Consider the following 24,369-nt stretch of genomic DNA (forward strand, 5'->3'; position numbering starts at 1 on the left):
GAAACAATACCAAAATAAAAGGATCATTGATCGCAATGACTGTGGCGCCATTTGTTCACTTAAATGTACACACGGAATTCTCTATCGTGGACGGCCTGGTCAGGGTTAAGCCGCTGGTAGGCAGTGTCGCCGCGATGAACATGCCGGCGGTTGCCATGACCGACCAGGACAACCTCTTTGCCATGATCAAATTCTATACCGCGGCCATGGGCAGTGGTATCAAGCCAATTTGCGGTTGTGAAGTGCGGGTCGAGAACCCGGAGAATGCGGATCGCCCCTTTGTGACGCTGTTTCTGGTTCGTGATCTGACCGGTTATAAAAATCTCACCCGACTGATTTCATTATCCTATACCGAAAAAGAAGGGCATGGTCTGCCAGTATTGCGCTGGTCCTGGGTCAAGCAATATGCCGAAGGGCTGATTGTGCTGTCAGGTGGTGCCCAAGGCGAGGTCGGGCGTCATCTGGTTGATGGTGATCTGGCAGCGGCCAAGAGAACACTGAAAAAATGGCAGTCGCTATTTCCTGACAGCTTTTATCTGGAAGTGCATCGCTGTGGCCGTGTCGGTGACGAAGTGCATGTGGCTGCCGCAGCCAGGCTGGCATCAGAGACGGGCTGTCCGCTGGTTGCGACTAACGCGGTCCGCTTTCTGAAAGCAGAAGACTTTGAAGCTCACGAAGTCCGTGTCTGTATTCATGATCGCCGCACGCTGGATGATCCGCGCCGGTCGAAAAATTATACCGAGCAGCAATACCTTCGTTCCCCGGAAGAAATGCAGGAGCTGTTTGCTGATTTGCCGGAAGCGCTGGCGAACTCGGTCGAAATAGCTAAACGCTGCAACCTTGACCTGGAACTGGGCAAACCTTTCCTGCCCAACTATCCCATACCAGATGGTATGACCATGGATGAGTACTTTTCCCAGATCAGTCGGGAAGGTCTGGACCTGCGTCTGGATTTTATATTCCGGGAAAACGGCGGTGATCCCGCTGACAAGGCGGCGCTGGCCGAGTTCAGCCAACCTTATTATGATCGCTTGCAGTTTGAACTGGATGTCATCATTCAGATGGGGTTCCCGGGTTACTTCCTGATCGTGATGGAATTTATTCAGTGGGCCAAGAATAATGACATCCCGGTGGGCCCCGGTCGTGGTTCCGGCGCCGGTTCCATTGTTGCCTATGCACTGAAAATTACTGACCTGGACCCGCTTAAATATGACCTGCTGTTCGAGCGGTTCCTGAATCCGGAGCGGGTATCGATGCCTGACTTCGATGTCGATTTCTGCATGGAAGGCCGTGACCGGGTTATTCAGCACGTGGCTGAACTCTATGGAAAGGAGGCGGTCTCCCAGATTATCACCTTTGGTACCATGGCGGCGAAGGCGGTGGTGCGTGATGTGGCGCGGGTACAGGGAAAATCCTATGGCCTGGCAGACAAGCTGTCCAAGCTGATTCCGTTTGAAGTGGGTATGACACTGAGCAAGGCCATGGAGCAGGAGCCGCAGCTCAAGGAATTCGTTGATAGCGACGAAGATGCCCAGGAAATCATGGAAATGGCCTTCAAGCTTGAAGGTGTCACCCGAAATGTCGGCAAGCACGCGGGGGGGGTGGTCATTGCGCCTACCGTGTTAACCGACTTCTCGCCGCTGTATTGTGACGAAAACGGTGAGAGCCTGGTCACCCAGTTTGATAAGAATGATGTTGAAACAGCGGGCCTGGTCAAGTTTGACTTTTTAGGTCTGCGTACACTGACTATCATTGACTGGGCGCTGAAAATGATCAACGCCCAGGAAGCAAAACACAAAGATAATCCATTGGATATTGCCGCCATTCCGCTGGATGACTCGCAAGTTTATGACCTGTTGCAGAATGCCGAGACAACAGCCGTTTTCCAGCTGGAATCCCGTGGTATGAAAGAACTGATGCGCCGGCTGTTGCCCAGTTGCTTTGAAGATATTGTGGCACTGGTGGCACTGTTCAGACCGGGTCCGTTGCAGTCAGGCATGGTGGATGACTTCATTAACCGAAAACATGGTCGCGCTGATGTGGCCTACCCGCACCCAGACCTGGAGCCGGTGCTCAGTAACACCTACGGCGTCATTCTCTACCAGGAACAGGTGATGCAGATTGCACAGGTGCTGGCGAACTACAGCCTGGGTGGTGCGGACATGTTGCGTCGCGCCATGGGTAAAAAGAAACAGGAAGAGATGGACAAGCAGCGCGTCATCTTCCAGGAAGGCGCCGCGAAGAATGGCATTGATCCCGCGCTGGCCAGTTCCATCTTTGACTTGATGGAAAAATTTGCCGGTTACGGCTTTAACAAATCTCACTCGGCTGCCTATGCGCTGGTGTCCTATCAGACCGCCTGGTTGAAGTTTCATTATCCGGCCTATTTTATGGCGGCGGTACTGTCTGCGGATATGCAGAACACCGACAAGATCGTGACACTGATTGAAGAGTGCCGCAGCATGGGATTGCCACTGGTGGTGCCGGATGTCAATGTCGGGAGATACAATTTTACCGTCAACGATCAGGGTGAGATTGTCTATGGCCTGGGCGCGATCAAAGGTCTGGGTGAAGGGCCGATCAACGCCATTATTTCAGCTCGCGAAGCAGGCGGGCCGTTCACTTCTTTACTGGATTTCTGTCAGCGTGTTGATCTGAAAACGGTAAACAAGCGTGCGCTGGAAGCGCTGGTCCGTGCCGGTGCGCTTGACCTGCTGCATCCCGGTGACACTGACAGCATTCGTGCCCGGTTGATGGCCTCGATTGCCGAGACAGTGCAGGCTGCTGAACAAAGTTCGCGAAATGAAGAAGCGGGCGTGCTGGATCTTTTCGGTGATATTGCCCCGGTGGATACCGGCGATGATAGCGACAGTGATGATGGTCTGGTTGCCGCCAGACCCTGGTCGCAGCAACAGCGTCTACGGGAAGAAAAAGAGACCCTGGGGCTGTACCTCAGCGGTCACCCGATTGATGAATTTTTGCCGGAATTAAAGCAACTGACCCGGGATCGTTTGGCAGACTTGCGGGCTGACCGCAGTTATCAGTTAATTGCCGGTCTGCTGGTTGGGGTCCGCACCATGCGCAACAAACGCGGTGACATGATTGCCTTTCTGACGCTGGATGACCGCAGTGGCCGCCTGGAAGTCTCACTGTTTGCCCGTGAATATGAACAGTTTCGTGACCTGCTGCAAAAAGATGCCATTCTGGTGATTGAATGTCAGGTCGCTACCGATGACTTTAGTGGCGGTTTACGTGGCCGAGCCAGAGAAGTGCTGAGTCTGACCCAGGCCAGGCAGCGTTTTGCCAAGTCGCTTGACCTTTGTGTTCGGGCTGAACAATTGACGCCGTTGTTTCCGGAACAACTGGCTGATTGCCTCAAACCGTATGTTTGTGAGATTGAGTTGCCTGCTGAGACATCCGTTGGCATGCCTGGGCAGGAACAGATCGGCGCCGTGGTAACCGCAGCGCCTCAGGGTTATGGTCAAAATGGTCATGGCAGTCCACAAAGCGGCAACCATGGCAAAAACGGCAGCAATGCGGGAAATGGGCAGAGCAAGGACAGTAAAGAGTCTCTGGTGCCTGACGTACCGCAGCCTTGCCCGGTGCGGGTTTATTATCAGCGCCCGGATATCAGCGGCTGGCTCAGGTTAGGGGAGGGCTGGCAAGTGCTGCCTGATCAGGATCTGATTCATAGCCTGTCGCAACTTTGTGGCAACGGCAGTGTCACGATTACTTATCGTTAGTGTCATGATTGCATACCGCTAACCCATCTTATTTGCTATCATTGCCCGCAATAATTATGTACGGGGAGTCGAGTACAAAACATTATGAATCCCAATTATCTCGATTTTGAGCAACCAATTGCCGATCTTGAAGTGAAGATCAACGAATTGCGTCTGGTCAGTGACGACAATGAACTCAATATTGGTGAAGAAATTCAAAAGCTCCAGGAAAAGAGCACCAAGCTGACTGAGAAGATTTACAGCAACCTCAGCCCCTGGCAAATTTCCCAGGTGGCGCGTCACCCGTTACGTCCGTATACGCTGGATTACATTCAGCATATTTTCACGGACTTTGATCAACTGCACGGGGATCGACTGTTTGCAGATGATCAGGCGCTGATTGGTGGTATTGCCCGTCTGGACGACAAGCCGGTCATGGTCATCGGTCACCAGAAAGGTCGTGGTACCAAGGAAAAGGTTCGCCATAACTTTGGTATGCCGCGCCCTGAGGGCTATCGCAAGGCTCGTCGTCTGATCGAAATGGCTGAACGCTTCAAACTGCCGGTGCTGAGCTTTATCGATACGCCCGGCGCCTATCCGGGTATTGATTCGGAAGAGCGCGGCATTAATGAAGCGATTGCTGAAAACATGGCGATGATGTCACGTGTTCAGACACCGCTGATTGCGACGGTGACCGGTGAAGCAAACTCGGGTGGCGCGATTGCCATTGGTATTGCTGATCATCTGAACATGTTGCAGTACTCAACCTATACGGTGATCACACCGGAAGGCTGTGCCACGATTTTGTGGAAGTCGGCTGAACATGCTGCCGATGCGGCAGAAGCGATGGGGGTGACATCCGGTCGACTGGAAGAGCTGGGTATTGTTGATACCACGATTCCTGAGCCGCTCGGTGGAGCGCATCGTGACGTGAAAAAAATGTCTGAAAGCATTAAAGAGTCACTGATTGACCAGGTTGAGCGATTGCAGACCATGGATGTTGATGATCTGATTCGTCGACGTTACAAGCGTCTGATGAGTTACGGTATTTCCAGCTAATAAACCGGGTGTCGAAACGCTATCTGCCTTAGAACGCTTTTTGGCACCCGATTTTATCTCTATTTACGCCTTATGCGATGAGCGACCAGGTGCCAGATCAGTTGCTGGATCGGTTGCAGGAAACCCTGGCTGGGTTGCTGCAAGCCATGCCGAATGTGCGAGGCGTAGTCATTGCCTTGAGTGGCGGCATGGACTCCATGGTGCTGCTGGACCTTTGCAGTCGTCTGCAGTCTGAATTTCCCTCCTTTTACCCGCAATTGTCCTGGCGCGTCATTCACGTCAATCATGGCCTTCACGAGGATGCTGATCACTGGCAGCGCCACTGCCTAAATGCCTGCGAGCAGCGATCCATGTCTTGCCAGTCGTTTTCACTGCATCTGCGCAACAAGCTGTCTTCTTCGTCTGGGGAAGGGCTGGAAGCCATGGCCCGCCAGGCCCGTTACCAGGTTATTGCGGAGAATATGCAGGCGCATGAAGTCTTGCTGACCGCTCACCATGCCCAGGATCAGGGAGAGACCGTATTATTTCGCTTGTTACGCGGCGCAGGCCCGCGTGGCCTCAGTGGTATGCAGCAGGCTGCTACTGTGCCGGGCAGTCCTTCTTATCCTCTGTGGCGGCCATTACTGGGAGAATTGCCTGAGGATCTGCGAGCTTATGCCGCCTCCAGGGCCAGTTTCGGGGCTACATCCTGGACTGAAACCCGGGCTGGATCCGGACAAATGCGCTGGATAGAAGACAGTAGCAACCAGGATATCGCTTTCAGTCGTAATTATTTGCGGCATCGGGTGATTCCTGACATTGCCAGGCGTTGGCCAGGCTGGCTGTCTTCAGTAGAGCGTAGCGCCGACATCTGTCGCGACACTGAGCAACTGCTGCAGTCGCTGGCCAATCAGTGGCTTGCCGATTGTCAGGGGAAGCAGCCCGGCCATCTTAGCGTTCAGGGATTGCTGCAACACAGTCAGGCCGAACGTGATGTCATGCTGCGGCAGTGGCTATGGTTACATTGTGATCAGTGGGCAGGCCAGACCGTGCTGGAGCAGTTGACATCATTGCTGGTTGCGGCTGAAGACCGCCAGCCACAGCTTAACTGGCAGAACAGAGTCATCAGGCGTTACCGCGATGAATTATTGGTCACTTATAAGCTGCCTGCATTATCCGCTTTGCCAGAAGGAGGGTATGAGTGGGCACTTGCGCCCGCTTCTGAGCCTTCACGGTCTTCCCAGCCACCTCAGCCACAGCCACCCCAGCCTCTGGTGCTGCCTGGCAATGGCCGTTTGCTGCTTGAGCCTGTCGCCCAGAGCGGTATGCGCTGGCCCGTTGCAGGGGGTGTGGTTCAGGTAAGCTATCGCCAGGATGGCATCAAAGCACGTTTGCCTGGACGACCCGGCAAATCCCTGAAACAGCTCTGGCAGGAAGCTGGTGTGCCGCCGTGGTTGCGTGAGCGCTCGCCCTTGCTATATATCGGCGGTGAGCTGGCATGGATAGCGGGAATCGGTGTTTGTGACGGGTTCCAGGCTCCGGCTTTCGAGCCAGGCTGGCTGCCACGCTGGGAGATGCCGGAAGAGTGAGCCAGCGGGCCATTCAAAATTGTCTGGCTGTTTAAAATTGTCTATCGGGAGCAGTCTGAACTTCCGTCGTTACATATTAAATGCTAAGATATTCTCCCATCTGAACGAAGCCGATTTTCCTTGTTAACCGTACATTTTGTCCGCACTGATTTGTGTTTTACGCGAGTTATTGTGCGCTGTATGTCTTGACAGGGTGATTATCGTGGTTTTACTGCGTAGCCGGGGCTTCCCGTACAATCATTAAGGATGGGGCGTTAATGACGCGATATATTTTCATTACCGGCGGAGTGGTTTCTTCACTCGGCAAAGGCATCACTTCAGCATCTCTTGGCGCTATTCTTGAAGCGCGCGGACTCAACGTCACTCTGCTAAAACTGGACCCCTACATCAATGTGGATCCGGGTACCATGAGTCCGTTCCAGCACGGTGAAGTATTTGTCACGGAAGATGGTGCGGAAACTGACCTCGACCTGGGGCACTACGAACGCTTTGTGCGTACCACCATGTCTACGCGCAACAACTTCACCACCGGTCGTGTCTACGAAGAAGTGATTCGTCGCGAACGTCGTGGTGACTATCTTGGCGCCACCATACAGGTGATTCCGCATGTAACCGATGAAATCAAACGTCGCGTCATCGATGGTGCCAGTGGTGCTGACGTGGCACTGGTCGAGATCGGCGGCACCGTTGGTGATATCGAATCCCAGCCTTTCCTGGAAGCGGTACGTCAAATGCGGGTGGAGATGGGGTCTTCCCAGGCGCTGTTTATGCACCTGACCCTGGTGCCTTATATTGCGACAGCCGGTGAGACTAAAACCAAGCCGACGCAGCACTCTGTTAAAGAACTGCGTTCCATCGGTATTCAACCGGACATTCTGATTTGCCGTTCTGAACAGGAAATTGCGGAATCAGCCCGTCGCAAGATTGCATTGTTTACCAACGTTGACCTGCCTGCGGTTGTATCCCTTGCGGACACCAATACCATTTACCGCGTACCTTCATTGCTGCGTACTGCTGGCCTGGATGAGATTGTCGTCAATAAATTTGGTCTGGATTGCCCGGCAGCTGACCTGCATGAGTGGGATCGGGTGGTTGATGCCAAACTGAACCCGGAAGAAGAAGTGACTATTGCCATTGTTGGCAAGTACATGGAATTGCTGGATGCCTACAAGTCACTGATCGAAGCGGTCAGTCATGCCGGTGTTCAGACGCGTACCAAGGTCAATATCAAATACATCGATTCCAGTGACGTGAAAATTCATGGTACGGAGATACTTGAAGGCGTGCATGCCATTCTGGTGCCAGGTGGCTTTGGCCAACGTGGTGTCGAAGGGAAAATCCTGACAGTTCAATATGCGCGTGAAAACAAGATTCCTTATCTGGGGATTTGTCTGGGTATGCAGGTTGCTGTTATTGAGTATGCCCGCAACATGGCGAATCTGCCTGATGCGCACAGCACTGAGTTCAAGCCTGACTGCAGTGATCCGGTTGTGGCCCTGATCAGCGAGTGGACAACGGCAGAGGGAGCTGTTGAAACCCGTGACGAAAACTCGGATCTGGGTGGCACCATGCGCCTGGGCGGCCAGGAGTGCCGACTGGCAGAAGGTTCCGTGGCCCGTGCTTGTTATGGCAAGGATGTGATTGTGGAAAGACACCGTCACCGTTATGAGGTGAATAACAATTACCTGCCAGCCCTGGAAGCCGCCGGTTTGCGTATTACCGGCCGGTCGATGGATGGCGAACTGGTCGAGATGGTAGAGGCGCCAGATCACCCATGGTTTGTAGCCTGCCAGTTCCACCCGGAATTTACCTCAACGCCGCGTGACGGTCATCCGCTGTTTACCGGTTTTGTCCAGGCAGCGAAATCACATCAGGCTGCACAGTAACGCTTAAAGGAGACGCTGGATTTTGATTGATCCAATACACCTACAGCTCAGACCGGACATCACCTTTGGCAATGACCTGCCATTTGTATTGATTGGTGGTATGAACGTGCTTGAGTCGCATGCGCTTGCCCTGGAAGTTGCTGAGGCTTATGTCAAGGTGTGTGCCGAACTGAATATTCCTTATGTGTTCAAGGCTTCCTTTGATAAAGCCAATCGTTCATCGATTAATTCTTATCGGGGACCCGGCCTGGAGAATGGTCTGAAAATTCTGCAGGACATCAAAAGCCGTTTTGATGTGCCGGTACTGACTGATGTGCATGAGCCGTTTCAGTGTGCACCGGTGGCGGAAGTGGCAGATATTATCCAGTTGCCCGCATTTTTGTCGCGACAGACAGACCTGGTTATGGCCATGGCACGCACCGATGCCTATATTAATATCAAGAAAGCCCAGTTTCTGGCACCGCATGAAATGCAGCATATTTTGCGCAAGTTCGAAGAGGCTGGTAATAACAAACTGATGTTGTGTGAGCGCGGCAGCAGCTTTGGTTACAACAATCTGGTGGTCGATATGCTGGGCTTCTCGGTAATGAAAAAGTTTCGCTATCCGGTGATGTTTGATGTCACGCATGCACTGCAACAGCCGGGTGGACTGGCAGAAAGTGCCGGTGGTCGTCGCGCCGATGTTGCCCAACTGGCCATGGCCGGCATGAGCCAGGGTTTGTCGGCCTTGTTTCTGGAAGCACACCCGGATCCGGATCAGGCGCGTTGCGACGGTCCCTGTGCCTTGCGACTGGATCGGCTGAAGCCGTTTTTGCAACAGGTAAAAGCAGTCGACGACCTGTGCAAAAGTTTTGCTCCGCTGGATACCCAGTAACATCCATTAATCTATTACATTCTTAGCCAATTACATTTACAGACAGGAAACTCAATATGGCAGCAATCAAGGATATCCGGGCACGCGAAGTGCTTGATTCACGTGGTAACCCGACGGTCGAAGCCGATGTCATTCTGGAGAATGGCATTGTCGGATCGGCTTGCGCTCCTTCGGGCGCATCCACCGGTTCGCGCGAAGCGCTGGAACTGCGTGACAAGGACCCCAAGCGTTATCTGGGCAAAGGTGTACTGAAAGCCGTTGCCAATGTGAATGGCCCGATCCGTGATGCCTTGCTGGGCGAGTCAGCCGAAGACCAGAAAGCACTGGATCAGCGTATGCTGGATCTGGATGGCACAGACAACAAATCCAAGCTGGGTGCCAATGCCATTTTGGCCGTGTCCCTGGCAGCTGCTAAAGCCGCAGCCAAGGCCAATGACATGCCTTTGTATGCCTGGATTGCCAGGTTGAATAATTCCGAGTCTGCCATGTCACTGCCGGTCCCGATGATGAATATCATCAACGGTGGTGAGCACGCTGACAACAACGTTGATATCCAGGAATTCATGGTTCAGCCAGTCGGCGCGCCAACGTTTGCCGAAGCACTGCGTTATGGCGCGGAAATTTTCCACAGCCTGAAGTCAGTATTGAAAGCCCAGGGCCTGAACACGGCTGTCGGTGATGAAGGTGGTTTTGCGCCTAACCTGCCGTCCAATGCGGCTGCACTTGATGCCATCCTTAAAGCAGTGGATGGTGCAGGCCTGAAAATGGGCAGTGACGTGCGTCTGGCGCTGGACTGTGCATCTTCTGAGTTCTACCAGGATGGCAAGTACAACCTGAAAGGCGAGAACGCGGTTTATGATGCGGCTGGCTTTACTGACTACCTGGCGAAACTGGCCGATGATTACAAGATCCTGTCCATTGAAGATGGCATGGATGAAAGCGACTGGGACGGCTGGGCGTTGCTGACCCGCAAAATCGGTGACCGCGTGCAACTGGTCGGTGATGATTTGTTTGTCACCAATACTGCCATTTTGTCGCGTGGTATTAAGCAGGGCATCGGTAACTCGATTCTGATCAAATTCAACCAGATTGGCAGCCTGACTGAGACGTTGGCAGCGATTCGTATGGCGCGTGAAGCTGGCTTTACTGCCGTCATCTCACACCGTTCCGGTGAAACAGAAGACACCACAATCGCTGACCTGGCCGTGGCGACTGGCGCGGGTCAGATTAAAACCGGTTCACTGTGCCGTTCGGACCGCGTAGCCAAGTACAACCGGTTGCTGCGTATTGAAGAAGAACTGGGCAGCAAAGCGGTTTATCGTGGCATTGCGGAGTTCAGTCACGTAAGGTGATACTGAACATGCAGGGCAGTGACGTTCCTGTCATTGCCCTGTTTGCTTAAGGATCATTTTGATTCAGACACGATCACTTTCCGCATCAGGAGATCGGCAATGAAAGCAATGATGGGCATCTTGGTATTGATGTTGATTTTGCTGCAATGGCGGCTTTGGGTAGGTGATGGTGGCGTTCAGGAACTGACTCAACTGGAGCAGGAACTGGCGGCTCAGAAAGCCGAGAACGAATCCTTGCAACAGCGTAACCAGATGCTGGAAAGTGAGATTCTGGATTTGAAAAATGGCCTGGAAGCAGTAGAAGAGCGAGCCCGGTCCGATCTGGGCATGATTCGTGACGGTGAAACTTTCTATATGGTCATCGAATAATAGATGATGACGAAGATTCATGTTGTGGTACCGGCAGCTGGTTCTGGCCGTCGCATGCAAAGTGCGGTGCCCAAGCAGTATCTGACATTATCAGGTGAGTCGGTACTGTCGCATACCCTGAAGCGATTGCTCGCGGCCTTACCTGCGTTATCCACCCTGACTGTTGCGCTTTCCCCGGGTGATGAACAAGGCAGGGCACTGCTTAGACAATTGGCATCAGATTATCCTGGCAAAGCCATTACGACCGCTCCGGGTGGCGCAGAAAGAAGCGATTCGGTTCTTAACGCCCTTGATGCCTTGCGGGATGTGGCCGGTGATCAGGACTGGGTGCTGGTTCATGATGCTGCTCGTCCCTGTGTACGGGGTGACGACATAGCCCGGATGATGGCGGTACTGTCAGAGACGCCTGATGTGGATGGCGGCTTGCTCGCTGCTCCGGTGGCTGCGACATTAAAGCGCAGCGATTCCGAAGACTGTATTATGGAAACAGTTGATCGCCAACAGGTGTGGGCCGCAGCTACGCCGCAGACGTTCCGTTATCATGCGCTTCGGCAGGCGCTGCTTAAGGCTAATGAGCATGAAATCTCGGTAACTGATGAAGCCAGCGCCATGGAAGCTGTGGGAGCAAAAATAAAGTTGATTCCCTGTCAGCCGGACAATATTAAAATTACCTGGCAAGGTGATATCGCCATGGCTGAAGCCATATTAAAGAGCCAGTAGCCATGAGCAAAAAACAGCCATGAGCAGAGAAACAGCCATGAGCAAAAAACAGCCATGAGCAAGTGGATACTATGACCAAACAATCGACCACAGCCATACCCGATATCCGCATTGGACATGGCTATGATGCGCACCGTTTTGCAGCGCCAGAAGACCAGCGGGCATTAATACTGGGTGGTGTCACAATACCGCATGATCGCGGACTGTTGGCGCATTCTGATGGTGATGCACTGATTCATGCTCTCTGTGATGCTATTCTGGGTGCCCTGGCGCTGGGTGATATAGGTCGTCATTTTCCGGATACCGCGGCCGAGTTTAAAAATGCCGATAGTGCGGCATTATTGAATACGGTGATGGCACTGGCGGAAGAGGGCGACTGGCAAGTGGTAAATGCCGATATGACCATTTTGGCCCAGGCACCGAAAATGGCACCCCATATCGCGGCGATGCAGACACGCCTGGCGTCATTGCTCAAGATTGATAGTTCCAGGGTCAACGTCAAGGCGTCTACCACTGAGAAAATGGGTTTCGTTGGTCGCCAGGAAGGCATTGAAACATACGCGGTGGTGCTGCTTGCCCGAGCTGACTGATCAACTGGACGCTCTGCAGTCTGCCCTGGATACGCTGCCTTTTGCGCTGGGTGAGCCAGCCCTCAAAGCCGAAATGCGTCATTGCCCCGAAGATTTCCGTGTTGATGAGAACCTGGGGTTTTTGCCATCAGGGCAGGGCGAACATATTTTTCTGCACGTTCAGAAGCGCGGGCTGACCACACCGGCACTGGTGCAACATATTTCAGAAGTGACTGGTATTCCGGTTCGCCAGATCAGCTTCGCCGGATTAAAAGATAAGTATGCAGTGACGACCCAGTGGTTGAGTCTGCATAGTCCTGGCAATGATCCACAAGGATTGGCGCGTATCGGCAATGATGCGATCAAGGTCCTGGAGTGCACGCGTAATCACCGCAAGCTCCGGCGCGGGGCGCACGCAGGCAATCGTTTCTCGTTGACCCTGCGTTCGCTACAGTTGCGAGACCCAGCCAGTGATTTGTCAACTGCATTGACTGACCTGGAGTCACGGCTGGCAACGATTGCGGCCAGTGGCGTCCCCAATTATTTTGGTGAGCAGCGCTTTGGCCATGACAATTTACGCCGTGCCTTGTTACCAACAGATGGCAATGCCCAGCGTCGAATGAAACGCCAGCAGCGCAGCATGCAGATGTCTGCCATTCGCTCTGCCTTGTTTAACCTTGTCCTGGCCGAACGCGTTCGTAATAACACCTGGAATCACTGGTTGCCAGGAGATGTCATGAACCTTGACGGAACCGGCAGTGTTTTTGCTGATGAGCAGGAAACAGATAAGGCATTGTTACAGGACAGGGTCGCAATGATGGATATTCACCCTACGGGACCTTTATGGGGGCAGGGCATACCGGCAACCACGGCTGATGCCGCGGTACTGGAGCAGCACATTGCCCGGCGCTGGTCTTTGCTCAGTGATTACCTGGAAAATGCCCGGCAGGGTCTGGGACAGCAAAGACGCAGTTTGCGTTTACCTGTGCAGGCATTACACTATCGCCTGCAAGAGGATTTGTCCTTGAGTTTTGAACTGCCGGTCGGTGCTTTCGCCACAGTCGTCGTCAGGGAATTGCTGCAAGCCATATCACAAACAGACTGATCCATTTCGGGTCAGACACACAAGTAGAATTGATAAGAATCAGAACGACGTGAATATTCCAAACCTGGCCGGTATCGGCATGACGTCTCAGCGAACACGCGAGCGTATGATTACATCGCTAATGGAGAAAGGCATCAGCAACTGGGCGGTGCTGGATGTCATGCGTACCACACCCCGTCATATCTTCCTGGATGAGGCGCTGGCCCATCGTGCCTATGAAGATACTGCCTTGCCGATCGGCTATGGTCAGACCATCTCGCAGCCTTATGTGGTAGCTCGCATGACGGAAGCGGCGCTGGGACGCAGGCGCCCTGAAGACGGTCCACTGGCGCGTGTACTGGAAGTCGGTACCGGCTGTGGCTATCAGACAGCCGTGATCGCCCAGTTGGCTGAGCGAGTCTGTACCGTGGAACGTATCCAGCCATTGCTGGCCAAAGCGAGAAAAAATCTGTCTCTGTTGAATTTTCGTAACATCCGCAGCAAGCATGACGATGGCAGTCTGGGCTGGCCCGAGCAGGGACCGTTTGATGCGATTATTGCGGCAGCGGCCCCTCAGCATGTGCCCGCTGAGTTACTTCAGCAACTGGCAGATGGTGGCCGGCTGGTCATACCGGTTGGCGGTGAGCGTGGCACCCAACAGTTACAGCTGATTGAGCGTCAGGGCGATCATTTCAACACCCAGACCCTGGAGACCGTGCACTTTGTGCCTCTGTATATCGGCCAGGTGCAACACACGTGACATTCTTGAGCAAAGCACGCATTACCGTATTTCTGAAAGGCATGGCGATGGGTATTGCCGATTCCGTTCCCGGAGTCTCGGGCGGGACGATTGCCGCGATCAGCGGTATTTATGAAACCCTGATCAACTCTCTGAAACGCTGTAACCCCATGGCTTTGCGGGTCTGGCAGCAATCCGGGTTTCAGGCCTTTTGGCAGCATATCAATGGCGCTTTTCTATTGACCCTGTTGTTTGGCATTGCCACCAGCCTGGCCGTCATGGCCAATGCCGTGCTTTATCTGCTGGATCATTACCCGATACCGTTAATGACGTTCTTTATGGGGCTGGTGCTGGCTTCCTGTTTCATGTTGTTGCCCGAAGTCGGGCGGCTTACCGGCTCGCGTATCGCATTGCTGATACTGGGGTTTGCGTTAACAGCCAGTACTGCCGTCCTGAATCCGGCAGCAGGCAGTACATCATTGGTCTACGTGTTCTTCAGTGCCATGCTGGCAATCTGTGCCATGATCTTGCCGGGTATCTCGGGAGCCTTTATTCTGTTGATGCTGGGTATGTACGAATACGTGCTGTCGTCGTTACGTAACCTGGATATGCTGGTAATTGTGGTCTTTATCGCGGGTTGCGCCACTGGACTGCTGTCGTTTGCCCACCTGCTGTCGTGGACATTTCGGCATTATCGTGAGCAGAGTTACGCTGTTCTGACTGGCATGCTGGCAGCGTCGCTGATCGTTCTCTGGCCCTGGCGGGGAATGAGTGCGACCGCCCATTCGTCAGTGCAGGGACAGTGGCTGCTGCCCTGGCAATATGAAGCAGCGACCGGTATGGCTTCGCAATGGCTGCCGGCGCTCATAACGGCAGCGCTCGGTGCATTGGTGATAGTGGCTTTTGCCCGTCTCAGTGATCGTGTGCCGGCAAAACCCGTTTAGACACGCTCTCTGGGAGTCGCCAGTGACAGTAACAGTTGAGCAACGAAGGCATTCAATGAAACAGGTAATCAACGATGTATAAATTAATGAGCACAGCGTCGCGCGCCATTGGTTTTGTTATGGCTGTATTGTTGTCTGCCTGTGCCAGCCAATATGAAGCCCCTATTGATGACCGAAGCGATACCTTGCAGCGGCAAGCCCCGGTTATCGTTAATAACGGGGAGTCTGTGGATGCAACATTGCGACGTCAGCGTGCTGCCATTGAAAGCTCTCAATCCGGTTCTCGTTCCGGCTCTCAGTCTGCTTCAAATACGTCATCGGCAACTGCGGTGGCGGTCGCTAGTGCTGACGGCAGCAATCAGGTCAACAGCCCGGTAGGGGCCAGCTCCACCGTTGTCAGGGCGGTAAACCTGGGAGGCGGTATTTCCAGAAATACCACGCGCAATGCTCCATCGCCGGCGAGTCTGGAGGATGACAGTGCTGATGCTCAGGCACCGGTGCAGCAGGCCGCAGTTCAGCCAAGCAGTGCTGCCACCACCGCAGCTCCATCCACAACCGCAGCTCCATCCACGGCAAGTACCCAGCACCGTGTTGCACGGGGCGATACGCTGTACTCCATTGCCTGGCGGCACAACATGGATGTCCGTAGCCTGGCCCTGGTCAATGGCCTTGCAGAGCCCTATACCATTTATCCGGGACAGGTGCTGCAAATTGAAAATGCTACGTTGTCCAATGAGAGTCTTGAATCTGTTGCGGACATCCCGGTCTCTCCGGCTGGTGAAGAAATTTCAGCAGGACAGCGACCCCAGGCAGCCATTGACGGACGTCGTATAGGCAGTGTTAATGAACGTGACGTTGAAGGTGTCACCTGGCAATGGCCCTCCGACGGACGCCTGCTGAGTATGTTCAATACCAGCGGTACTGCACGCGGTATTGATATAGCGGGTACGCAAGGCGACTCTGTTTATGCCTCTGCCGAAGGTGATGTGGTTTATGCGGGTACGGGTATACAGGGTGCCGGGAATCTGGTGATTCTGCGCCACAGTGACAGACATCTCAGTGCCTACATGCATAACAGCCGTTTGCTGGTGTCAGAAGGTGATTTTGTTCGCGGTGGCGATAAAATTGCTGAAGTGGGGAATGGCCCGGACGGGCGAGACCTTTTGCATTTCGAAGTCCGGCTGGATGGCAAGCCTGTCAATCCTGTGCGGTATTTGCCCAACCGTTAGTAATATACCTGCCTGTATCGGTAGGCGCCGCGTGATGCTTGCAGTTTTGGGTGGCACCTGACTATATTTTCTTTGTTATTTTCCTGGTTATCCGCTTTTCCTGGACCGAGATATTGTGAACTGGAGCACAGTTCGCAATATGTCAGTCTTACCTTACCCATTCAGGTGATAGAGCGATCGTTCGTTTATGTTAAGTTTCTGTCACAAACAATAAAAAACCTGGGAAGCAATCCGGACTTTACTCATTTTGGGTAAAGCAAAAATGAGGACAATAAATAAAAGATCAGGAGACCAGGATGTCATTGAGCACCAATTCTTCAACAACGGATGTTGAGTCGCATTATATTCGTGAACTTTCAACGATAACGATTTTATCGGCTGAACAGGAGTTCACTCTGGCGAACAAGGTGATGCATGGGGATGAGCAAAGCCGTAAACGCATGATCAATCACAACTTACGACTGGTAGTTGGCGTTGCCAGGCGTTATCGGGGACGTGGTGTCTGCTTCCTTGATTTGGTGGAAGAGGGCAACATCGGTTTGATTCGGGCAGTGGATAAATTTGATCCAACCCGCGGGTATCGTTTCTCGACGTATGCAACCTGGTGGATTCGTCAGTCGGTGGAGCGATGTATTATGAACCATGCCCGCGATGTCCGCCTTCCGATTCATATCATCAAGGAAGTCAGCCAGTGTCTGCGGGCAGAAAGAAGCCTGGCATCAAAATTGGGGAGGCCGCCCAGACGAAGCGAATTAGCGGAAGCAATGTCGATATCATTGCCGGAACTGACGGCTTTGCTGGATTGTCATGAAGCCAGCTCTGATCCGGTGGAAACGGTGCCAGAGCCTGATGCAGTGGTATTCCCGGAGGGTGCAGTTGATGGCAGCGGACAGGATCCCATGCTGAACTGTCATACCGAGCATTGTGAAGTTGTGTTGGAGCGATGGCTGGGAGAGCTGAGTGATGTTCAACAAAGAGTACTATCCCAGCGTTTCGGCCTTGATGGCACGGAAGGTGACACGCTGGAAAATATTGGCGCCAAAGTGGGTATGACACGCGAACGGGTACGGCAACTGCAAATTACAGCCGTGAAACGACTGGAGGCGCGAGCCAGCGCTGATGGCTGTGATGCCTCAGTGTGTCTTTAGGCTATCTGTAGCCTCGTTTTAGTCTCTTGGGAGAGTAAGGATTGCGCTAACTGAGAGGGAGAACAGAGTCCCGGTTATACTGGGACTCTGTCAATTCAGCCAATCTGTTCGATCAGCTTTCTTTTACCAGGTGCTCAATCTTGTTAGGCACGCCATTCCACTTTTCAGCGTCTTCCAGGGGCGATTTCATTTGCGTGATATTGGGCCAGGATTCTGCCAGTTCCGCATTTAACTCCAGGAACTGCTTCTGATCATCAGGCAGCTCGTCCTCGGCAAAAATGGCGTCAACCGGACATTCTGGCTCGCACAGCGCGCAATCGATACATTCATCAGGATGAATGACCAGGAAATTCGGGCCTTCGTAAAAACAATCTACCGGACAGACTTCAACACAGTCTGTGTGTTTACAGTTAATGCAGTTATCACCGACTACAAATGTCATGTTGCTATTCCAATCTCGTGCAAATGATGCGGCATTATAATTGACCTTGGGCTGTCAGGCCAACTCCAGGGGCCGTTTAGCCATGAATCAGAGCAGTTTTTTCCACTGATAGAGCAGTTCATGTGCCTGTCTGGGGGTCAACTCGTCTGGATCCGTTTCCTGCAGTGCCGATAACAAGGGATGTGTGCTCGCAGCAAAGAGGTCGTTCTGACTGGGGACTGGCGATTGACCAGCACCACTCATGTTCTTTTTACTGCCTGCTCGCGTTTCTGTCACGTGTGTTTCTGTCGATCCTGTCAGAGCAGGCTGTAATGGCGATGCCTCGTTGACAGTAGATACCGCGACCTGTTCGAGTTCCGCCAGTTTGTGTCTGGCCTGTTCGATAACCTGCTGCGGAATACCGGCCAGTTGCGCAACCTGAAGGCCGTAGCTCTGGTTGGCCGGGCCTGATTTGACCGAGTGTAGAAACACGATGCCTTGCTGATGCTCGGTGGCATCCAGGTGGACATTGGCAATGTTGTCAAACTGCTCCGGCAGCACCGTCAGTTCAAAGTAGTGAGTGGCAAACAGGGTCAGTGAACTCAGCTGGCTGGCAATATATTGGGCACTGGCCCAGGCTAATGACAGGCCGTCAAAGGTGCTGGTGCCGCGGCCGATTTCGTCCATCAGCACCAGGCTGTTAGCCGTGGCGTTATGTAGGATGTTGGCGGTTTCGGTCATTTCCACCATAAAGGTGGAGCGGCCACCGGCCAGATCATCTGAAGATCCGATGCGGGTAAAAATTCGATCAACCGGACCAATGCTGGCTGCACTGGCTGGCACATAGCTGCCACAGAATGCCAGCAGCGTGATCAGGGCGGTCTGGCGCATATAGGTGGATTTACCACCCATGTTCGGGCCGGTGATAATGAGCATGGATTTATCACGGCTCAGGACGGTGTCATTAGCCACAAACTGCTGTTCCAGCACCTGCTCAACCACCGGGTGTCGCCCCTGGGTGATGCTGATGCCGGTTTCGTCCGTCAGAGTCGGACGTGCCCAGTCCAGGTTCAGAGCGCGATCGGCAAAGCAGGTCAGCACGTCAAGCTCTGACAGGCCTGCCGAGCTTTTCTGCAGGGCGATCAAGTCTTCGGCAATGGTGTCCAGTAAGGCTTCGTACAGGGCCTTTTCCCGGGCCAGCGCCTTGGCATTGGCACTGAGTACCTTGTCCTCAAAGGTTTTCAGCTCCGGGGTGATGAACCGCTCGGCATTTTTGAGGGTCTGACGGCGCTGATAGTCGGCCGGCATATCACCGGACTGCGCCTTACTGACTTCAATGTAGTAGCCGTGAACCCGGTTATAGCCCAGTTTCAGGGTACTTAAGCCGGTGCGCTCACGTTCGCGCATCTCCATATCCACTAGGAATTGCCCGGCATTGCTGCTGAGCTGACGTAATTCGTCGAGCTCCTCGTCGTAGCCATCGGCAATGACACCGCCTTCACGAATAACCACAGGTGGGTTTTCCAGAACAGCTTTGTGCAGCAAATCGCTTAAAACCGGAAAGTCAGCAATCGTCTGCTGTAACGTGGCCAGGTGAGTTGTATCGCCCAGTGACTGCTGCTTATCAATGATGAGGTCCAGCGCCATTTGTAATTCGGGCAGTACGGCCAGTGAGTCTCTGAGTCGTGCCAGGTCGCGTGGTCTGGCGGTGCGCAACGCAATACGGGATAGAATTCGTTCAGTATCACCGATCTGTTTCAGCAGCGGTTGCAGGGTTTCAAAGTGGAAATCCTGGAGCAGGGTGGCGACTGTCTGCTGTCTGGCTTCAAGCACCGCGCGATGCCTCAGGGGGCGGTGCAACCAGCGACTGAGCATGCGGCTGCCCATCGATGTTCGGCAGGTATCAACCACAGACATCAGTGTATTCTGGCTGTCGCCGCCCAGGTTTCTGTCAATTTCCAGGTTGCGGCGGGTGGCGGCATCGAGCACCAGGGCTTCGGCGGACTGTTCAACTGCCAGACTCTGAATATGTGGCAGGTCTGAGCGCTGGGTATCCTTGGCATAACTGAGCAGGCAGCCTGCGGCCTGAATGGCCATCGACTGGTCTTCACAATCGAAACTGCGCAGGTCCCGGGTGCCAAAATGGCTGGTCAGTTGGCGGTAGCAGGTGTCGAGGTCAAATTCCCAGACCGGACGGCGCCGTAACCCAGGCAGCCGTTCAACCTCTGCTGACAGGGCCAGGCTGTCATTGATCAGCAGCTCAGCGGGACGGATTCTTTCCAGTTCTGCGCGCAGCGCCTCTTCGGATGTGGCCTCGCTAACCAGGAAGCGGCCGCCGCTGATATCCATCCACGCCAGGCCGTATTTATCCGTTTCGCCGCTGCCATTTCCACTTCCACTTCCACTTCCATTGCTATTGCCATTGCCATTGCCATTGCGGCGGTTGTCCTGGATACCGGTGACGGCCATCAGGATGCAGTCTCGACGTTCACGCAGCAATGCTTCATCGCTGACTGTGCCGGGCGTGACAATACGAACCACTTTGCGCTCAACAGGGCCTTTACTGGTTGCCGGGTCGCCGATCTGTTCACAAATTGCCACCGAACGGCCCAGCTCTACCAGCCGGGCCAGATAGCGTTCGGCGGAGTGATAGGGCACACCACACATGGGGATTGGCTTGCCGTTGGACTGACCGCGCGCGGTCAGCGTGATATCCAGCATCTCGGCAGTTTGTGAAGCATCCTCAAAAAACAGCTCATAAAAGTCACCCATTCGGTAGAACAGCAAGTGTTCCGGGTGCTCGGCTTTAATGCGCAGGAACTGCTGCATCATGGGGGTGTGGGTTGAATTATCAGTTTTACTCATTGAAAACAGTCGCTTGTTCTGATCCTGTAAGCCGCGTTAATACGGGAAGGCATTGTACGCGCAATGGGTGGGATGAAGCCACTGTGTACCCCCCCCCTGCGTCACTGTGTCACATGTTCTGCGTCAGCCGCGACGGATAATATATCCGCCATCGAAGTTGTTTCATGGAGCATGTGGCGTTGAAAAAACGTTTTTTTTCCTTAACAAACCATTCTATTCAGTTGCTGGGTCTTGGCATTCTGAGCCCGGTACTGCTGGCTGCTGGGCATGCTCAAGGTACACAGGGTGTTGAGAATACTGAACAGCAAGACAGCGCAATAGAAGAAGTCGTGGTCTGGGGACAAGAATCCAGCCGCACCGGTGGCTTGTCCCATCCTGGCAGTCTGCTGAATCAGCAGGATCTGGTCAGCATCAATGTGGCAACGACTGAAGATGTGGTGAAATACGAACCCAGCCTGGTGATTCGTCGTCGTTTTATCGGTGATTCCAATGGCACCATGGGTGTGCGCGGTTCCAATATGTTCCAGACGTCACGTTCCATGGTGTTTGCTGACGGTGTACCGTTGCATTATCTGTTGCAGTCGCGCTGGAATGGTGCACCACGCTGGACCATGGTATCTGCCAGTGAGATTGCCCAGGTAGAAGTGCTGTATGGCCCGTACTCTGCTGAATTCAGCGGTAATGCCATGGGCGGTGTGGTACTGATTGAATCCGCCATTCCCCAGGAACGTGAATACCATTTTGACAGTTCATATTTCAGCCAGAGTTTTGATGCCTATGGCTTTGATGGCACGGTTAATGGATATAAAAGTTTTTTCTCATACGGTGACAAGTTTGGAGATCTGAGTGTTTATGCCTCGTATAACCACCTGGAGAATGACTCCCAGCCACAAACGTTCTACTTTGGCGGGAACAGCAATGATCCCACAGCCACACCTGTCAATGGTGGTATTGAGGGTAATGATGAGCGCAGTAACGCTCGCCTTTGGTTTGGTGATACCGGTGTCGTCAATACCACGACAGACAACTACAAGCTGAAACTGGGTTACGATTTTGGTGAGTGGCAATCATTGCTCAACATCGCTTATGAAGATCGCCTTGGCGCTTCTACTTCGCCCAACACCTATTTGCGGGACAGTAGTGGTAACCCGGTTTACAGTGGTAATGTGGTTCAGGATGGCTGGGCCATCAATTTGCCTGCCGGGCGTCTTGGCGTCAGCGAGCAGGAGCGTGACAGCCTGTCACTGGGGTTGCGTCTTCGCGGTCCGCTGTCAGAAAACGTGAACTTTGAAGCGAATGTGAACCAGTTTGCAGTGCTGCGCGATCAAAGCCGCTCCTCTTTACGTAACCCTGCTGATCCGGCATGGACAGCTGATGGTCAGGTCAATGACTTTGGTGATACGGGCTGGCAGAGTGCTGAAGCGAAACTGACCTTCTCGGAATTGGGTCTGCCTGGTCTGGCATTGGTCACAGGTGCCCGGTACGAAGCTTACGAACTGAACATGGACGTTTACAACTCGCCGGATTATGACAGCGCAACTTTTGGTGCCTATACCAGTCGTAGTGGTGGTGAAACAGAAATAGCCGCAGCCTTTGCCCAGTTCGAATGGATCATGAATGAGCAGTGGGATATGTCGCTGGGCGGACGTTATGAACGATTCCAGAGCAAGAACGGTTATTACTCTGATGACAATGCCGCTACTGCCACATTTGATCTGGTACAGGTGCCGGGTAATACGGATAGTGCCTTTTCACCTAAATTCTCTGTAGGCTACCAGCCAACCAGCCAGTGGCGCCTGGCTTACTCACTGGGCAAGGCTTACCGCTTCCCGATTGTTGAGGAGCTGTTCAGTCAATACCAGGCCTACAACTCGGTCAGTGTCGCCAACCCTGGCTTGAACCCCGAGAATGGTCTGCACCAGAACCTGATGATTCAACGTGATATTCCGGGTGGTTCGGTTCGGGTTAACCTGTTCACCGAAACCATTAAAGATGTGATTGAATCACAGTCTGAGTCATTACCTGGCGGGCTGTCAGTCCGGACATTTATTCCGCTGGATGAAACCGAGACACATGGCGCAGAGTTTATCCTGAATGCCAATCAATTCCTGGTCAGCAACCTGGATTTGCGCTTCAATATGGTTTATACCGATTCTGAAATTGTGTGTAATGAGCCAGATCCCAGCATCGAAGGCAATGTCTATCCGCGTCTGCCGCAGTGGCGGGGCAACCTGCTGGCGACTTACCACATTAATAATCGCTGGGATGCGGGGCTGAACTATCAATATGCCTCTGACAGTTTCGGCCGCGCCGACAACACCGACCGTGAGGATGAGGTTTACGGGGCGCAGGATGGCTTCTCCAGAGTCGGTCTGAAATCCACCTATCGTTTTGATCAGGGTATTGCACTGGGTCTGGGCATTGATAACCTGACCAATGAAACGTCTTTTGTTGCACACCCATGGCCGGGGCGTACTGTTTATGCGAATGTTTCTTATGATTTCTGATGTTATTAAACGTGTTAAATCAGCTTGTTCCCTGCTGACAATCACGGGACTGGTGTTGTTATCCGGTCAGAGCATGACCCAGATTGCATCGGCACAATCGGCATCACCTTTTTGTGAGCAGTTACAGGGTGATCAGGGACAAAAGCCTGTTTCAGTTCATTGTGGTGGCGCACCCAGTGCCACCATTGATGCTGACGGCATACTTTGGGTCAGCTTTGTGCAGGATAAGCATGTTTATGTTCAGCATTCTGCAGACAATGGAGAAAGCTGGAGTTCGGCAGTGCAGGTAACACCCGAGCCCGAAGATGCCGAATTTAATGGTGAGAACCGGCCCAAGATCATCGTGACTAATCCTGGTGATGACAGCACCAGTGGTGTCAGCCAGGGTGACGACAAACAGGTGCTGCTTTCCTGGATCACCAAAACGTCTGCCAATTTCACGGGTGAAATCCGCTTCAGTCGTTCGGGAGACGGAGGTCACAGTTTTAATGCACCCCGCACCATTAATGACGATAACCTGATGACAGGCCACCGGTTTGACAGCCTGTTCCTGACGGAAGACAACACGCTGTATCTGACCTGGATTGACAAACGTGACCTGGAAGCTCGCCTCGAAAATGGACAGGAATATGCCGGTGCGGCTATCTACTACGCGGTATCCAAAGACCTGGGCAGGACGTTCAGCGACAATTATCGAGTCTCGCATAACAGTTGCGAATGTTGCCGAATCGCTGTAGCTCCTCATGGTGATGGTGAAGTCGCCATTCTGTGGCGTCAGCTCTTTAATACAGAGATTCGCGATCATGCTATTGCGGTGCTCGGCGCTGACGGTGAGGTGACAAATCTTCAGCGCGCCACTTATGATGACTGGTATATCAATGCCTGCCCACATCACGGGCCGACCATGATTTCAGCGGAAGAAGAGGGCACATATCACATGAGCTGGTTCAGTGCCGGGAATATCCACAAAGGGATTTATTACGCCAGCCTGAACCTGGCTTCCGGAGAGCCTGCTCAGCTGCAGCAGGTCGATGGTACACCCGGAGCAGGGCACCCATATCTTGCCAGCCATGACGACACACTGTATCTGGTCTGGAAAGGATTTGATGGCATGAACACACCGTTAAAATTGAAAACGTCAAGTGATGGTGGTGCCAGCTGGACGGAGGAGACAGCCCTTTACAGTACAACGCAGGGCAGCGATCACCCGCTGCTGGTGACAACGGATGAGGGGGTGTATTTGAGCTGGTGGACCCAGGAGATGGGCTACCTGTTTCGCCCAATCAACGCACAAATGAAGGCAGAGTGAATTC

18 protein-coding genes are annotated in these 24,369 nt (G+C 53.3%); 16 read left to right on the top strand and 2 right to left on the bottom strand.

What is annotated here, in order from left to right:
- Window positions 1–35: 35 nt before the first annotated feature.
- The 14 genes from dnaE (at window position 36) to PSCS_RS09250 (ending at window position 17,263) form a co-directional block, all read left to right on the top strand.
- On the top strand, window positions 36–3,743 hold the full coding sequence (gene dnaE, locus PSCS_RS09185) for a DNA polymerase III subunit alpha (protein ID WP_068811815.1): 3,708 nt from the start codon (window positions 36–38) through the stop codon (window positions 3,741–3,743).
- Between the two features lie 84 nt (window positions 3,744–3,827).
- A complete protein-coding gene (locus PSCS_RS09190) occupies window positions 3,828–4,781 on the top strand; it encodes an acetyl-CoA carboxylase carboxyltransferase subunit alpha (RefSeq protein ID WP_068811816.1) in 954 nt (317 codons plus the stop codon).
- Window positions 4,782–4,870: 89 nt separating this feature from the next.
- Entirely contained in the window at window positions 4,871–6,349 is a 1,479-nt protein-coding gene (gene tilS / locus PSCS_RS09195; protein ID WP_158662859.1) for a tRNA lysidine(34) synthetase TilS, read from the top strand.
- Window positions 6,350–6,606: 257 nt separating this feature from the next.
- Window positions 6,607–8,235 (top strand): CTP synthase, encoded by a 1,629-nt coding sequence (locus PSCS_RS09200; protein ID WP_068811818.1) that lies wholly within the window; start codon window positions 6,607–6,609, stop codon window positions 8,233–8,235.
- Between the two features lie 25 nt (window positions 8,236–8,260).
- Entirely contained in the window at window positions 8,261–9,109 is an 849-nt protein-coding gene (gene kdsA / locus PSCS_RS09205) for a 3-deoxy-8-phosphooctulonate synthase (RefSeq protein ID WP_397387277.1), read from the top strand.
- 56 nt (window positions 9,110–9,165) lie between these two features.
- Entirely contained in the window at window positions 9,166–10,461 is a 1,296-nt protein-coding gene (eno, locus tag PSCS_RS09210; RefSeq protein ID WP_068811819.1) for a phosphopyruvate hydratase, read from the top strand.
- A gap of 99 nt (window positions 10,462–10,560) precedes the next feature.
- Window positions 10,561–10,830 carry a cell division protein FtsB gene (gene ftsB, locus PSCS_RS09215; RefSeq protein ID WP_068811820.1) on the top strand — a complete coding sequence of 90 codons (270 nt, stop codon included), beginning with the start codon at window positions 10,561–10,563 and terminating at the stop codon, window positions 10,828–10,830.
- 3 nt (window positions 10,831–10,833) lie between these two features.
- Window positions 10,834–11,550: a 2-C-methyl-D-erythritol 4-phosphate cytidylyltransferase gene (ispD, locus tag PSCS_RS09220; RefSeq protein WP_068811821.1), complete on the top strand. Its 717-nt coding sequence runs from the start codon at window positions 10,834–10,836 to the stop codon at window positions 11,548–11,550.
- A 104-nt stretch (window positions 11,551–11,654) separates the two neighbouring features.
- Window positions 11,655–12,140 (top strand): 2-C-methyl-D-erythritol 2,4-cyclodiphosphate synthase, encoded by a 486-nt coding sequence (ispF, locus tag PSCS_RS09225; protein WP_068811884.1) that lies wholly within the window; start codon window positions 11,655–11,657, stop codon window positions 12,138–12,140.
- Complete coding sequence (truD, locus tag PSCS_RS09230) at window positions 12,124–13,224, top strand: tRNA pseudouridine(13) synthase TruD (RefSeq protein WP_229694650.1); 1,101 nt, start codon at window positions 12,124–12,126, stop codon at window positions 13,222–13,224. The genes ispF and truD overlap by 17 nt, the downstream gene beginning before the upstream one ends.
- Window positions 13,225–13,303: 79 nt before the next feature.
- Window positions 13,304–13,963, top strand: a complete 660-nt coding sequence (locus PSCS_RS09235; RefSeq protein ID WP_106387099.1) for a protein-L-isoaspartate(D-aspartate) O-methyltransferase — start codon at window positions 13,304–13,306, stop codon at window positions 13,961–13,963.
- Complete coding sequence (locus PSCS_RS09240; protein ID WP_082866360.1) at window positions 13,960–14,886, top strand: DUF368 domain-containing protein; 927 nt, start codon at window positions 13,960–13,962, stop codon at window positions 14,884–14,886. The genes PSCS_RS09235 and PSCS_RS09240 overlap by 4 nt, the downstream gene beginning before the upstream one ends.
- 74 nt (window positions 14,887–14,960) lie before the next feature.
- Complete coding sequence (locus tag PSCS_RS15595; protein ID WP_082866359.1) at window positions 14,961–16,115, top strand: peptidoglycan DD-metalloendopeptidase family protein; 1,155 nt, start codon at window positions 14,961–14,963, stop codon at window positions 16,113–16,115.
- 296 nt (window positions 16,116–16,411) lie between these two features.
- Window positions 16,412–17,263, top strand: a complete 852-nt coding sequence (locus PSCS_RS09250; protein ID WP_068811823.1) for a sigma-70 family RNA polymerase sigma factor — start codon at window positions 16,412–16,414, stop codon at window positions 17,261–17,263.
- 112 nt (window positions 17,264–17,375) lie between these two features.
- Here PSCS_RS09250 and fdxA read toward each other — a convergent pair whose 3' ends face one another.
- Window positions 17,376–17,705, bottom strand: coding sequence for a ferredoxin FdxA (gene fdxA, locus PSCS_RS09255; protein WP_068811824.1), 330 nt, complete (start codon window positions 17,703–17,705; stop codon window positions 17,376–17,378).
- A gap of 87 nt (window positions 17,706–17,792) precedes the next feature.
- On the bottom strand, window positions 17,793–20,549 hold the full coding sequence (mutS, locus tag PSCS_RS09260; RefSeq protein ID WP_068811825.1) for a DNA mismatch repair protein MutS: 2,757 nt from the start codon (window positions 20,547–20,549) through the stop codon (window positions 17,793–17,795).
- Between the two features lie 179 nt (window positions 20,550–20,728).
- On the opposite strand from mutS, the gene PSCS_RS09265 reads away from it, so the two are divergent.
- Together PSCS_RS09265 and PSCS_RS09270 are read left to right on the top strand one after the other, a co-directional pair.
- Entirely contained in the window at window positions 20,729–23,056 is a 2,328-nt protein-coding gene (locus PSCS_RS09265; RefSeq protein WP_229694649.1) for a TonB-dependent receptor, read from the top strand.
- Window positions 23,031–24,365, top strand: a complete 1,335-nt coding sequence (locus PSCS_RS09270) for a sialidase family protein (RefSeq protein ID WP_157885681.1) — start codon at window positions 23,031–23,033, stop codon at window positions 24,363–24,365. Before PSCS_RS09265 ends, PSCS_RS09270 begins: the two co-directional genes overlap by 26 nt.
- The last annotated feature ends 4 nt before the right edge of the window (window positions 24,366–24,369 follow it).

Origin of the sequence: Pseudohongiella nitratireducens (genome assembly GCF_001642735.1) — a bacterium.
Classification (GTDB): domain Bacteria; phylum Pseudomonadota; class Gammaproteobacteria; order Pseudomonadales; family Pseudohongiellaceae; genus Pseudohongiella; species Pseudohongiella nitratireducens.

Excerpts from the sequence above, each read along its gene's own strand:
- dnaE (WP_068811815.1), top strand. The coding sequence starts at position 36 with ATGACTGTGGCGCCATTTGTTCACTTAAATGTACACACGGAATTCTCT.
- PSCS_RS09190 (WP_068811816.1), top strand. The coding sequence starts at position 3,828 with ATGAATCCCAATTATCTCGATTTTGAGCAACCAATTGCCGATCTTGAA.
- PSCS_RS09200 (WP_068811818.1), top strand. The coding sequence starts at position 6,607 with ATGACGCGATATATTTTCATTACCGGCGGAGTGGTTTCTTCACTCGGC.
- eno (WP_068811819.1), top strand. The coding sequence starts at position 9,166 with ATGGCAGCAATCAAGGATATCCGGGCACGCGAAGTGCTTGATTCACGT.
- ftsB (WP_068811820.1), top strand. The coding sequence starts at position 10,561 with ATGAAAGCAATGATGGGCATCTTGGTATTGATGTTGATTTTGCTGCAA.
- ispD (WP_068811821.1), top strand. The coding sequence starts at position 10,834 with ATGATGACGAAGATTCATGTTGTGGTACCGGCAGCTGGTTCTGGCCGT.
- PSCS_RS09235 (WP_106387099.1), top strand. The coding sequence starts at position 13,304 with ATGACGTCTCAGCGAACACGCGAGCGTATGATTACATCGCTAATGGAG.
- PSCS_RS15595 (WP_082866359.1), top strand. The coding sequence starts at position 14,961 with ATGTATAAATTAATGAGCACAGCGTCGCGCGCCATTGGTTTTGTTATG.
- PSCS_RS09250 (WP_068811823.1), top strand. The coding sequence starts at position 16,412 with ATGTCATTGAGCACCAATTCTTCAACAACGGATGTTGAGTCGCATTAT.
- fdxA (WP_068811824.1), bottom strand. The coding sequence starts at position 17,705 with ATGACATTTGTAGTCGGTGATAACTGCATTAACTGTAAACACACAGAC.
- mutS (WP_068811825.1), bottom strand. The coding sequence starts at position 20,549 with ATGAGTAAAACTGATAATTCAACCCACACCCCCATGATGCAGCAGTTC.
- PSCS_RS09270 (WP_157885681.1), top strand. The coding sequence starts at position 23,031 with ATGCGAATGTTTCTTATGATTTCTGATGTTATTAAACGTGTTAAATCA.